Source organism: Sphingobacterium multivorum (genome assembly GCF_039511225.1).
Lineage (GTDB): Bacteria > Bacteroidota > Bacteroidia > Sphingobacteriales > Sphingobacteriaceae > Sphingobacterium.
The window spans coordinates 824,847-838,770 of record NZ_CP154261.1 but is presented as its reverse complement, the minus strand read 5'-3'; the positions used below and the strand labels follow the sequence as shown (position 1 = coordinate 838,770).

Sequence of the window (13,924 nt, the reverse complement as noted above, 5' to 3'; positions counted from 1 at the left end):
CCAGCTGTCATAAAGATAAAAACTAATCTTTTATGAAACTATCGCCAATCTTAATCATTGGATTATTGCTTCAAGCAGGGATTACATCAGCCCAGCAACCAGCATCGCCTAAGCAAAAAAATCAGTTTGTGACCGAAACCGTCAAAGGAACCGTGATAGATAAAAATACCAGATTACCGATTGTAGGTGCCACAATTGTTATTTCATCCAGCGATGGGACAAAGTCTGTAAGTACTGATACACAGGGCATATTTCGGCTGCAGCAAGTTCCGGTTGGGCGTCAACAGCTTCAAGTTCGCATGGCCGGATACAAACCAGAAGAATTTACGGAATTACTCATCACCAGTGGCCGGGAGAATATGGTTAATGTGGAAATGGAGACACAAACTAATGCATTAGCTGAGGCTATCGTCTACGCCAATGCAGGGAAACAACCGCTCAATCAGATGGCAATGACGAGTGGACGTTCCTTTTCTCCTGAGGAAACAAATCGTTATGCAGGCGCTTTTTTTGATCCCGCCCGTATGGCACAGAGTTTTCCAGGTGTCGCTGCCGGCGGCGATGACAATGAAATTATTGTTCGCGGAAATTCCCCAAAAAGCTTGCAATGGCGGCTTGAAGGTATCGAAATTGTAAATCCCAATCATTTTGGAGCCGAAGGCGCTGCGGGCGGCGGAATCAGTATGCTCAATACCATGGTATTGGGAAAGTCTGATTTCTATACCGGTGGACTTGCAGCGGAATACAGCAATGCAACGGCTGGTGTTTTTGACCTGAGGTTTCGTAAAGGAAATACCGACAAACGCGAATACACGTTCAACGTCGGAGTCCTGGGCGTAGGAGCAACGTTAGAAGGGCCTTTCAAAAAAGGAAGTGACGCCTCCTATTTGATTAGTTATCGCTATTCTTCCTTGAGCCTCCTGGAAAAAGTAGGTGTAAAAGTTTCAGACACAGGCGTCCCAAAATACCAGGATCTTTCTTTTAATTTTGTATTTCCCACAAAAAAGGCTGGAACTTTTTCCTTATTCGGCATAGGCGGCTTAGGAAAACTCCAACAAACTGCTGAACGTAATTACGAAAAATGGGAGGAACGGACAGATGCCCAGGATCTGGATGTAAAATTTAATGCCGGAAGTGCCGGACTAAAACATCAGTACATTGCGAACGACAGATTATATTTCACAAACATTGTTTCCATGTCCCTTAGCCGTAATTCCAACCGAACCGATACATTAACACGGGACTATATTTCCAGCCTCTATCACAAGGACAAATTTACGAATACGGCTCTTCGCTATGCAGGTACGTTAAACTATCGCGCCGACAGTAAAAATACGATTAGAGCGGGCTTAAATGCAAGCCTATTACGTTATGATTTGTATGCACTAAGCTATGACACCGAATTAGCCAGCCTACGGGAACGGATTAAAGAGAATGGGAATACAAGTACTTATGATGCTTTTGCACAGTTAAAAACAGTTTTAAACGAAAAATTGACGCTAAACACCGGCGTACATACAAATTACTTTGCGCTGAGCAAAAGCTGGTCTATCGAGCCAAGGCTTGGTCTCAATTGGCATGTTGCTGCAGACCAAACCATCTCCTTCGGAACCGGCTTATATAACCGACTGGAACCCTTGGCTTATTATTTTGCCAAGAGTAGCGATCAAACAAGCCCTGAACCAAACAAGGCTCTCTCGCCAACCAAATCCGCCCAGGCTGTTATTGGCTATGAAAAGAACCTCAGCAGAACACTCCGATTTAAGACAGAAATATATTATCAACATCTTTATGATGTCCCAGTATCGACCGATTCCGACATCAACTTCTCCTTACTCAATGTATCGGATATTGCAGCCATTGGTACTTCAAGCTACCGCCAGCTTATCAATAAAGGAACCGGTAAAAACTACGGCATTGAACTCACGCTTGAAAAGTCTTTGAGCAAGGGTTATTACTTTATGGCAACGACCTCCCTTTTTGACTCGAAGTTTAAGGCGCTTAATGGTAAAGAGTACAATACTACATTCAACACACGTTATGTAGGAAATTTGCTGATGGGGAAAGAATGGACCGTGGGAAAGAATAAAAATAATCTGTTCGGTCTGAATGCCAAATTAATTTATGCCGGCGGAAGAAAATATTCCCCTGTTCTGGAAGAAGAATCGCTTCGTCTGGATGAAGAAATTATTGACCAAGATCGCATCAATACACTGACTGCCGATCCCTATGTACGTGTTGATTTCTCATCGAGCTATCGGGTTAACCGCAAAAAAGTAAGCCATCTGTTTATTTTGGATATTCAGAATCTACTCAATAGAGAGAACACGGTAGGTATGCATTATAATTTCAGCAAACGCATCATTGAACCCCAAAAATGGACTGGTATTATTCCAACCATTAACTACCGGATTGAATTCTAATTCGCAAGAGTAGCACGTACAACGGAAAGATTTATTTCCAGTCGTTTGTCTCCAGACAGCAGGCGCTGAAGGCAAACGACTGGATTGATGAGACGGCTCATGCTTCCTACAACGTCAACTAATTATTCGCCGTTTTCAAGTCACTAAAACCGATAGCCAAGCGAAATACCCAAAGAGCGGTTACGTATAGCATCTCCAGATTTATAATCCCCCCATTTGGATTCCAAATTGGCAATTCCTTTCTGAACTTCTATGCCGACAAGATAATGTTCCCTAAAAAGATAATTCACTTTTGCACGAGCGCCGTAATCAAAAGGTCTCCCAAGATTATAGCTTCCATATTCACCTTCACTGGCATCGTTCGTAAATTTAATATCGCCCTCCTCACCAATGGCAATATCACCTAAGTGGACAGGGCCTGAGGTTTTCCATTTCCCACCTAATCCATAACCGATATAAGGGCCTATACCGACCTCCAGTTTACCTGCACCAATCGTAGCATTAAAAACAACATCGATAGGCATTTCGATATAAGACGTATGTGCTTTAAAATCCTTACCCCAGCCTATAACATTTCCCTCATTTCGTTCAAATCCACGTTTAGCGAATATAAAGGCCGGTTCTAAAGAGAAATACTCACTGAGGCGTAATGTGGGACCGAGCCCCAAATACAGACCTGAAACCGCGGCCGTGCTGGCCTTATCGCCCGCTTTATTTTTAGCATCCACATTTGAAAAGGCAACTCCAGCTTTTACATTCCATTTTGTCTGCGCATAGCCTGTATATGCTCCAAGTGACAGACACAACAATAACGCGTTTTTTTTGATATTCGTCATACGAAAGAAATAGGTTTACATAATTTCTTTATTTAACGATAATTGCCTTTAAACGCTACACCGACCGTTGAACTAATAATCCAAAATACTCCCGGCAGTCATACATTTCTAAACAAATATTAACCAAAAATCTTTCGGTTTTTCGGCGCGCTGTTACGAAAACGATTGCGAAAAAACGTGCTTATTGTTTTCTGCCAATACTGTAAATTCACTTCATAGAAAATTTATTTTTCAGACCAATTAAATCTAAAAGCCTATGATCAAGATCAAAAACGCATCCGTTTCGAAGAATCGTTGGATGTATCCGGCAATACCATTATCCTGCTTGTTGGTCGTATCTAGCCTGACAACACAAGCGACTCCATTTGCACCTGTTAAAACAAACAGCAAGCTTTCACTGGCCATACAGCAGACAACCATTCGGGGTAAGGTTGTAGACAAAGACGGCAAAGGCATTGCCAATGTCACCGTTCAGATTAAAGGAACGAATCTAGCAACATCGACCAATGCAAGTGGTTCATTCGAACTCAAAAGTCAACAGAACGATGCAATATTAATTTTCACCAGCGTCGGTTATAAAAGTATCGAGACTAAGGCGCAAGCCGGCAGCCCCCTTACAATCACCTTGGAAAATGAATCCAAGGGACTTGACGAGGTTGTTGTTGTCGGTTTTGGTACACAGAAAAAAGAGAATGTAACCGGTTCGGTCTCTTCCATCCAGATGTCTGAGGTGGTGGAAAGCAGACCTGTAACCTCCTTGTCAGCTGGCCTAGCTGGGCAGGCACCGGGGTTATATGTTAATCAGGGCTCAGGTAGACCGGGCAGTGATGGGGGAACACTGCGTGTTCGTGGACAGGGAACACTCAATAATGCCAACCCACTTGTCGTGATCGACGGCGTTATTGGCGACATGAACCTAATCAACCCCCAAGATGTAGAAAGCATATCGGTGTTGAAAGATGCTGCCTCAGCGTCAATTTATGGTTCAAGAGCCGCAAATGGCGTTATCCTCATTACTACGAAAAAAGGTAAATCAGAGCAATTTAAAGTTATTTACAACAATTATTTCTCGAGTCAAAAACCATCCAACACCATTGGAATGGTTTCCAACTATGCCAACTATATGGAGCTGATCAATGAAGGCTATCGCAATGGCGATCCAAATGCTAAGCCCATATTTTCGCAGGAAAAAATTGACCTCTGGCGCCAGAACGCTGGACAGGATCCATTGAAATACCCCAACACGGACTGGGTTTCGGAGCTTTTCCAAAACAAAATCAGCCAAAACCATAACCTTTCCTTTACGGGTGGTAGTGACAAAATCAAGTTCTTTGGCTCCTATGGTCTCCTCAACAACCCTGGAATCATCGAACAGGCAACGTACAAACGTCATACCGGACGTATCAATTTAGAAGCGGATGTAAAACCCTGGTTAACGTTGGGAGCCAATATCAATGGTGTGGTTTCCAAAACAGATATTGGGACCAACATCATCGATGATGTATTTACTTTTGCTGCAGCAAGTACCCCAGGAATGGTACTGCGTGCGCCAGATGGCAGATTTGGTTCACCAAATAATCCGGAAGACGATCCGCAGTCCAACAACGTGCTCCACCGCTTGTATGCGCAGAAAGGTAACATCAACAAAAACCGCTTTGTATCACGATTCTACGGAAAACTGAAACCTATCGAAGGACTTTCTATCGAGGGATCATACACCTATACCTATGATGATGATTTCGTCTATTCGCAACCCGTGTTTAATGATCGCTGGAACTTTCTGACCAATACAGTTGCAACAGCGGGTACAGGACGTTCTTCAGTAACCAACGAATCGATCAAATCCTACCGCTATTACATGGATGGAATTGCTAAATATAAAAACAAACTGTTTGAAAAACTGAACTATGAAGTCATGGTCGGTGCCAGCCAGGAGTATTTTAAAGATGGCTGGTTTGCAGCATCCAAACTCGATTTGGTAGACCCCTCGCTGACCGTCCTCAACGCGGCGACTATGGATGCGTCGGCTTCAGGCAACATCACCGATTGGGCTATGCGTTCGTTTTTTGGCCGCATCAACCTATCTTGGGATGACAAATATCTCTTGGAAGCCAATCTAAGGACGGACGGTTCATCACGTTTTATGAGCGGAAAAAGCAGATGGGGAACATTCCCTTCAGCTTCCTTTGGCTGGAAGGTTTCCTCAGAAGATTTCTATGATGTCAAATGGATGCCCAACCTGAAATTCCGCGCATCATATGGCGCCCTGGGTAACAATGGAACCACCGATGAATCTTTCCGCAAAAACGCCAACATCAACAATTACGAATACCAAGCGCTTTATAATCCAACAAACTATGTGTTAAATAACCAGCTCTATGTCGGTTTTGCGCAGACCGTATTGAGCAATGCGCTTCTGACTTGGGAAAATACCTATATCCTGAATGCTGGTTTGGATTTTGACCTATTCAATTACAAACTGGGCGGCTCGATCGATGTCTTTAACAAAGTAACGGACAATATCTTAATCAATCTCCCCGCTCCCCTGGTTGTCGGAAATGCAACAATACCACGCACCAATGCGGCCAAAGTACGTAATAATGGTGTCGAACTGAATTTGACTTACCGCGATAAAATTGGCGATAACTTTAAATTCAACATTGGCGGTAACTTTACTTTCATTGACAATAAAGTAGTCAAGTTTAAAGGCAATGACAAGTCTATCAGTGGTTCCAATTTGCTTCAAGAAGGTTATGCCATCAATACCCAATATATCCTGTTAACCGATCGCATATTACAGACGGATGCTGATATGCAGCTCGTACAGCAGATGATCGATAATGCGCCAATCGATCCGAATACCAATCAAAAAGTCAATCCATTCGCATCTTATGGCACACCTAAAAAAGGAGATCTTTTATATAAAGACACCAATGGTGATGGCGTCATCAACGACAATGACAGGGTTCCGGTAGGCCATGGTACAGCGCCTCGCATGACCTATGGTTTTAACATGGGATTCGATTATAAAGGATTTGATTTCTCGGTCTTCTTGCAAGGTAACGCGGGCAACAAAGTGGTCTGGACGGATGGTTATTACACACCTACTGTTCGCTGGGGCTACCAGATCAATCAGGAAATTGCTGATGGCCGATGGACTGAAGGTGCTACAGATGCCAAATTCCCACGATTGCTGCCTTATACAGATACCAGAAATACCAAAAACAGCGATTTCTGGTTACAGAATAAGGCATTCGTCCGTGTAAAAAATATCCAGCTGGGCTATACAGTTCCAAACGATATTACGAAGCGGATACAGGTGCAAAATCTACGTGTTTTTGCATCGCTTGAAAATTTCTGGACCATAACCAAATATAAGGGTTTCGATCCGGAGGTTAGCGGCACCAACTATCCAACCATGAAACAGGCTGTTTTTGGTGTGAGTTTATCCTTTTAAGGAGAAAGGTGTGCGACAGAGGATATGTTCCCGACCTGTAACAGATAAATTATGAACAAAAGTTGAAAAGAGCTTTTAATTAATTAAACCTCATGAAAAAGATTTCACTACTCATAGCCGGATGCATTGCTTTATCATCTTGTTATAAGCTTGACACGACACCATATAGTCAGGTAAGTGCTAGCACATTCTGGCAAAATGAAGACCAGGCCTTAGCTGGCGTACTGGGCTGTTATAATGACTTAAAAAAAGAAGCCACCTTCGGCTTACAATTTTCTTACGATGGACTTACCGATATCGGCCTGGGCTATGATCCTCCGGGCTTGGGCGAGGTGATCAGCGGAACGTTCACCGACCGTTCATCCATTATTGTGGATAGATGGCAAGCAGGCTACGATCTGATCCAACGCTGTAATCATGCGATCGCGCATATCCAACCGATGACCATAGACAAGACCAAACAGGAGGGCTTTATAGCGGAGGCCAAGTTCTTACGGGCATTGATGTATTTCCAGCTGACCAATCTCTATGGCGCCTTACCAATATATGATGAAACTGTAGACTTGAATAAAGATTTCGCCGATCTTAAAAACAGCCGTTCTTCCGTTGAAGATGTCAATAAGTTCATCCTCAATGACCTGAACTATGCGATTGAAAAACTGCCGGTAAGCTACGATGCCAAGTATTATGGGCGGATCACCAAAGGTGCAGCGTATGCGTTAAGAGGGAAAGTAGCCCTTTACAATAAAGATTGGGCTGGAGCAATCCGGGATTTTGAAGAAATTGTTTACAACAAGACCAACACCTATGGTTACAGTTTAAATACAAGCTATTCCGCGTTATTCACCATGGATGGCGATCAATCGCCGGAGATGATTTTTGCCATTCAGAATATGGGCGGCACCGGTTTCCCGTATGGCATGCCAATGGCCTTCTATATGGGAACGCGCTCAACCTTTGGTAGTGACTGGAACAACTGTTTGCCGAGCACACGCCTTGCAGATCGTTACGAAAACCGTGATGGAAGCCCTTTTAACTGGAACGACTATTTCCCCAACTATACAACGGATAATGCGGTCAAAAAACAGGCGATGGAGTCGACACAATCAGGTGGAACGCTAACCAAAGTACCTGATACGGCGAAATTACGTCAGATCTATGCCAACCGCGACCCTCGTATGAATCAAACACTTATCGTACCTTATTCACATTACTTAGGATGGAATGCCAATAAAGAAAGAGATATGCAGCTGATTTTGGCAACCGGAGTTAATGAAAACTTTGGTCAGATCCGCAACAATCGGGGTTGGTACACCTACTTATGGCGGAAATTTGTTCCTGAAGGGAACCTAAAAGGCGCCATTACCGATCGTGCACATACACCGATCAATTTCCCTATCATACGCTTGGGCGATGTACTTTTGATGCTTTCCGAAGCGTACAACGAGTCCAATCAATTGGACAAAGCGATTACTGAGCTTAACAAAGTACGTACCCGTTCAAAAATGCCGGCGCTAAATAGTGGCAGTTCATTTTTGGCAGTCGGTAGTAAAGCAGATATGAGTAAACGTATCCAGCACGAACGGGCCGTAGAACTAGCAGGTGAAGGATGGCGTTATTTTGATCTTAAGCGCTGGAACCTCTTAGAAAGCGTTTCCAAAGACTACATCGAAAAAAGTATTACCGGAGACAATCTCGTCACCCGGGGTTACCAAAGCCGTCATAAGCTTTGGCCAATACCAGGACAAGAGATTGAAATGAACCCGGCATTACTACCACAAAATCAAGATTGGTAATCATGAGAATGTATGTAATTCTATTTCTTTTCCTGAGCAGTTTTTCTTTCCAAAGACTGCTAGGAAAAGATCTGAACCTCCTGACGGGCGCCTTTAAGCAGGATAACTTGAAAGCGAGTCTAGGAAATGACAAATCGTGGGTCCCCTATCCGGCTTATTCGGATCGGGCGGCCTGGGATAAGCTGATGGCTCCTTTTAAAGACCGTATAATCAAAAAGGGAAATGAGGCCCTTAGCTACCAATGGCAAGTCGTTAAAGCAACAGATTATCTCGAATATGAGCGTTCAGGCAACCGCAGCATCATGGAAAAACCCATGAATGAAAATTGTACTGCACTGACCAACCTACTGTTGGCGGAGCTTGCAGAAGGACAGGGGCGCTTTGTTGACCAAATCCTAAACGGTAGTTGGCAATTGACAGAAATGGCAACATGGTCGCTCTCGGCCCATCTTGGCGCCTTTCAGTCCACCAAACGGTCTCTACCGCAAGAACGAACACAAGTGGTCGATCTGATGGCCGGTGATGTAGGCTCCCTCCTCTCCTGGGTTCATTATTTCTTTCGCGATACATTCAATACAATAAACCCCGAAATCAGTATCCGTCTTAAACAACAGATTCAACAACGCATTATACAGCCCTACCTAGACCGCAACGATATGTGGTGGCAGGCATTTGAACTCAAGGAAACACAGCTGGTCAACAACTGGAATCCATGGTGTAACTTTAATGTCCTTACGGCCTTGCTTTTGATTGAAGACAATCCCGATATTCAACTGGCGGGGATTTATAAGACGATGTCTTCTGTGGATCGCTTTATCAACTATGTCAAAACAGACGGTGCCTGCGAAGAGGGCCCCTCCTATTGGGGGCATGCTGCGGGTAAGCTGTACGATTATCTGAAAATACTTTCGCTGGCCACCAAGGGTAAGATCAATATTTTTGATAAACCTGTAATTCGCGATATGGGCGAGTACATCGCACAATCTTATATTGGCGGCGATAAATGGGTCGTTAATTTTGCCGATGCTTCGGCCAAAGGGGGTGGCGATCCGCTATTGATCTACCGTTATGGACAGGATGTCAATAGTAGCGAGATGATGCAATTTGCCCGATATATGGAAAATATCGGCGACAAAACTGCAAATTTCAAACCTTCAAGGGATATTTTCCGCGCCTTCGAAGATCTGAGATGCTATCCGGAATTAGAGAACGTTACCGCTGCACTCCCTCAAAACAATTTTAAATGGTATCCAGAAACACAATTTATTTACCTGAAAAAGGGTTCATTTTTCTTTGCCGCCAAAGGTGGTTTCAATAATGAAAGTCACAACCATAACGATGTCGGGAGTTTTATCTTATACCAGGACCAACAACCATTGTTCATTGATGCCGGTGTGGGCACCTATACAAAGAAAACATTTAGCGATGACAGATACAGTATCTGGACAATGCAGAGTGCTTACCATAATGTTCCGATGATCAATGGAGCCGACCAATCTTTTGGAAAGGAATATAAAGCTGAACATGTGGCATTTCTGCCTGCACAAAATAAATTCCAGCTTGATATTGGAAAAGCATATCCGAAGTCGGCCAATGTTGAGCACTGGAATAGAAGTTACACCCTTGTACAAAACGGGCTGGACATTCAGGATGAGTTTAAAATCACAGGTCCTAAGCAGGCCAATATCTTCCATTTTCTGGTTGCTCAGGAACCAAAAATTGGCAAAGGAGAAATCCTCCTCAATAATGGGCGCGCCACCTTACACTTTGATGCGGGCCAGTTCACAGCGAGCTACGATGTCATTCCTCAGGATGACCCACGTTTGAGTCAAGTCTGGGGTAAGGAACTTTATCGCATCAAGCTCACAGCTAAAAGCATCAAATCTACTGGAAAATACACCTTTACGATTCGCCAAGAGGCTATAAAATAAAAGGAATCGAAATTATTATGTAACTTACTAAGAATATAAGCCGTTATGAAAAAAAGAAAACCTGGTCTAAAAGCGCTTTTTGTTATCGCTTCTAGTCTGATCACATTGAGCTTTACGGATCAAAAACCAAGCTTTATTGACACAAGTTTTAAAGCAGCAGAAAAGCAATATCAGTTCTTGGAACAAGCAGCAGAAAAGCAGCACAAGTTCCCGCGTACATTGAGCCCTTCGGGACAATTGGTAGGCACAGACGAATGGGATTGGACAGGCGGTTTCTTCCCAGGATCACTGTGGTATATCTACAACCACACCCATAACAAAGAAACCGAAGCTGCTGCGATCAAATGGACGGAGGCGCTTGAAAAAGCCAAAGACCTTGATCAACATCATGATATTGGTTTTGTGATGTATTGTTCCTATGGCAATGCCATCAAATACCTCAACGATCCCAAAAAGGTTGCCGCTTACAAGGATATCCTCATCCATTCCGCCAATACTGCGCTCAAGCGTTATAATCCGCAGGTGGGCGTCATCAAATCATGGAACGAAAAAAAATCTTGGGACGGCAAGACCCTGTGGAAATATCCAGTCATTATCGACAACATGATGAACCTGGAGATGCTGTGCTATGTATCCGACTTGACGGGAGATGCCAAGTACAAGGATGCGGCCATCAGTCATGCCACCCAAACCATGAAAAATCATTTCCGTAAAGATTATAGCACCTATCATGTGGTGGACTACGATGCCAAAGGAAATGCAATCCATCAACAGACCAACCAAGGCTATGCAGACAATTCAACCTGGGCACGCGGTCAAGCTTGGGCTATTTATGGATTTACCATGATGTACCGGGAGACCAAAAAACCAGAATTTCTTAAAACAGCAAAAGCGGCGGCAAAGTTTTACATGACCCATCCGAATCTGCCAAAAGATAAAATTCCGTATTGGGATTTTAATGCGGGAAAGCCAGGTTATAAGTCGGATGCTGATTTTTCCTCCTTGAAATTGAATTTTGTGCCGCGCGACGCTTCAGCTGCAGCCATTGTTGCGTCTGCACTGATTGAACTCTCAACATTGACCACTGGCACCGAAAGCAAATCCTATTTGACATTTGCTCAGGAAAGCCTGCAAACATTATCAGGAAGCACCTATTTTGCCAAATATGCGACCAATGGTGGTTTCTTACTGCAACATAGCGTCGGAAGCTTACCCCATCATTCGGAAATCGATGTTCCGCTGACCTATGCAGATTATTATTATCTGGAAGGTTTGACACGGTTGGAACAACTCAAAAAATAAAAAATACCAAGGGGAGATATTTAACATCTCCCCTTGGTATTTTTATAAGCTTTCCAATTGTATTCGGATTATTTCTTCCCGATAGTGATTCGGTTGCTTACAGTACTTCCAGCGTACTCGCCCTGTGGAAGCGAAAGCTCCAACGATTGATTTACTCGAAGCTGTTTATTGACAAGCTGAACCTTCACTATTTTGGCTTTTTGCAGTGGGTCTGCTATATCAAACTGAATCTTTTTAGGTTCCAGCAGGTTCAGTTGCATGATAGCTGGTTGATCGAGCTTTATAGACCAATCGCCAACTTGGTACGTTCCCGCATGATAACAAACCAGCTGTAGAATTCCGCTCCCTTTATGCTCCACGGCCTGTATATCCGGAGTATTCTGCCAAATTTTTATGCGCTGCATTACTTTTTTATCAACAGTTTTGGTACCGGGCACAATAATATAGGCATAGCTCGCATTGTTCGGAGCAACAGCATGATCAAACCAGAGTTTGAAGACCTTTCCATGTACAGCATCTTTGGAACGGGAACGGTTGATACGATACCAGGAGCCAACCTGATCCTTTGTTGTCAATACAACGTTCATCGCTGTTGGAAAATAATACAGGACATTATTATGGGTTATAAATTCACCTTCTTTGACAGTTCGCTGTACTGAATCGAGCGTCGACGTTTCCTTTCCATTCCAAATAACCGGGCCATTCAGCCAGGTTTGGTTTAGGGTTGTTACCACAGCTTCTGGCGCAGCACAGTGAATCCCAGCCCCCAAACAAACGATTTCCCGATCGAAAAAGAACCAGGCTTTTTGAGCGGTAACCCCATCGTACTGTACCGACATGGCTGAGGCTCCTGTCTTATCGTTGCTTACGCCGCCTGCAAAACTATTTGCGGCACGCGCGCCCCATTGTTCTTTCAGCTCCAGGTCGCCCGGATAATCGCGCGTTGTCGTTCCAGGAATTTTATCCCATTCCCATACAGGCATAATGTTATAATATTCCGGTCCAAACACCTGAATATTGGTCGCACCATCTGACATATTACGACCAAGCATATTTTCTCCATTTCCAGACTCCGATTTATTGGTACGGCTGCTGGCCAATCGAACATTAAAATGAAATTGCTTACGTAAATGAGTGGTGTAGTCACCTTTCCAGTAATGGCGGTGGGCCTCGATATTTTCGGCGTCAAAAGGCTGCACACTATCCAATTTTGCCAGCGCTTTATTCCAAACAGCATTTTTAGCTGGATCGATCAGCTTCATTTGTTGTAATATGGCAGTCTCCTGTGTCTTTTCCAAGATATTGGGGCGTGAGATCCCACGGCCATGTACATTAAAATCGATATAACGCGAACGTATAATTGGTAAATATGTTTCTGTGAGAAAACGTTCAAAAAGATCCAGTCTTTTCTGGTCAACAGCATAAGGTGTCTCGCGCACATAAGCCATAACTTTTGAAATCCCTTTCAGAAACTCCTCCCCATAGCCCGCAATATACAACTGTGGACCATGTTGTAAGTAAGAGAAATCATATTGCAGTCCTTCCTTGCCATCCACGAGCTGTATCGGAAAAAGCAATTGCTCCATCGAAGCAGCCAATAGATTTGCATCTTCCAAGATTACTGCACGATAAAAATAGTGCATGGCAATATCACTTTTATTTGCTCCTGTTTTTGTGTAAGGATCGCCACGCTTCATCAGCTCAACAAGCGAAGTCTCTACTGTCGTAGGAATTTTTTCCTTCCCAAATTTCATCAGGATCAGACAAACACCGATGGCCTTTGGAGAAGCGATTTCGTTATGCCACCAATTCGAAGATTCAAAACGATTATTCGCCCAATATTGTGCCGCAAGCAGGATTTTATCGTAAAGTGATTTTTGTTGATAAGCTCCGCTTTGTGGAGACACATAGGCAACAATAAGTGTCCTTAACCGATCCAAGTGTTCTCCCGGAGGCCAAAGCGATATTGACTTACTGCTGTAATCGATATCTGCCCAGGTACCGTCCGCACGCAATTGATCACATAGGTTTCGTGTTTTATCTGCACCGGGCAATGGGCCACTTAATTCATCATCGTATACATGCTTTTTAATACGCACAAACGTATCGCTGTTCTGCGCCTTTGCCATAACTAAGGCAAAGGACAATAAAAATAGGATTAGTCCTTTCATCTGTTTTT

Annotated in this window: 7 protein-coding genes; 5 read left to right on the top strand and 2 right to left on the bottom strand. The window is 43.7% G+C overall.

All coding sequences use genetic code 11. The features are described 5' to 3' along the window. The first annotated feature begins 32 nt into the window (after window positions 1–32). Window positions 33–2,423 (top strand): TonB-dependent receptor, encoded by a 2,391-nt coding sequence (locus tag AAH582_RS03395; RefSeq protein WP_343321221.1) that lies wholly within the window; start codon window positions 33–35, stop codon window positions 2,421–2,423. 143 nt (window positions 2,424–2,566) lie between these two features. Here AAH582_RS03395 and AAH582_RS03390 read toward each other — a convergent pair whose 3' ends face one another. Beyond that, window positions 2,567–3,259, bottom strand: a complete 693-nt coding sequence (locus tag AAH582_RS03390) for an outer membrane beta-barrel protein (protein ID WP_343321220.1) — start codon at window positions 3,257–3,259, stop codon at window positions 2,567–2,569. 256 nt (window positions 3,260–3,515) lie between these two features. Here AAH582_RS03390 and AAH582_RS03385 point away from each other — a divergent pair, with 256 nt between their 5' ends. From AAH582_RS03385 to AAH582_RS03370, 4 genes are all read left to right on the top strand, one after another. Beyond that, window positions 3,516–6,716: a SusC/RagA family TonB-linked outer membrane protein gene (locus tag AAH582_RS03385; protein WP_343321219.1), complete on the top strand. Its 3,201-nt coding sequence runs from the start codon at window positions 3,516–3,518 to the stop codon at window positions 6,714–6,716. A gap of 92 nt (window positions 6,717–6,808) precedes the next feature. Then, window positions 6,809–8,512 carry a RagB/SusD family nutrient uptake outer membrane protein gene (locus AAH582_RS03380; protein WP_343321218.1) on the top strand — a complete coding sequence of 568 codons (1,704 nt, stop codon included), beginning with the start codon at window positions 6,809–6,811 and terminating at the stop codon, window positions 8,510–8,512. A gap of 2 nt (window positions 8,513–8,514) precedes the next feature. Further along, window positions 8,515–10,443, top strand: coding sequence for a heparinase II/III domain-containing protein (locus tag AAH582_RS03375; RefSeq protein ID WP_343321217.1), 1,929 nt, complete (start codon window positions 8,515–8,517; stop codon window positions 10,441–10,443). Window positions 10,444–10,488: 45 nt separating this feature from the next. Further along, entirely contained in the window at window positions 10,489–11,745 is a 1,257-nt protein-coding gene (locus tag AAH582_RS03370; protein WP_343321216.1) for a glycoside hydrolase family 88 protein, read from the top strand. A gap of 68 nt (window positions 11,746–11,813) precedes the next feature. Here the strand turns inward: AAH582_RS03370 and AAH582_RS03365 are convergent, their stop codons facing one another. Next, a complete protein-coding gene (locus AAH582_RS03365) occupies window positions 11,814–13,916 on the bottom strand; it encodes a polysaccharide lyase 8 family protein (RefSeq protein ID WP_343321215.1) in 2,103 nt (700 codons plus the stop codon). Window positions 13,917–13,924 lie beyond the last annotated feature (8 nt).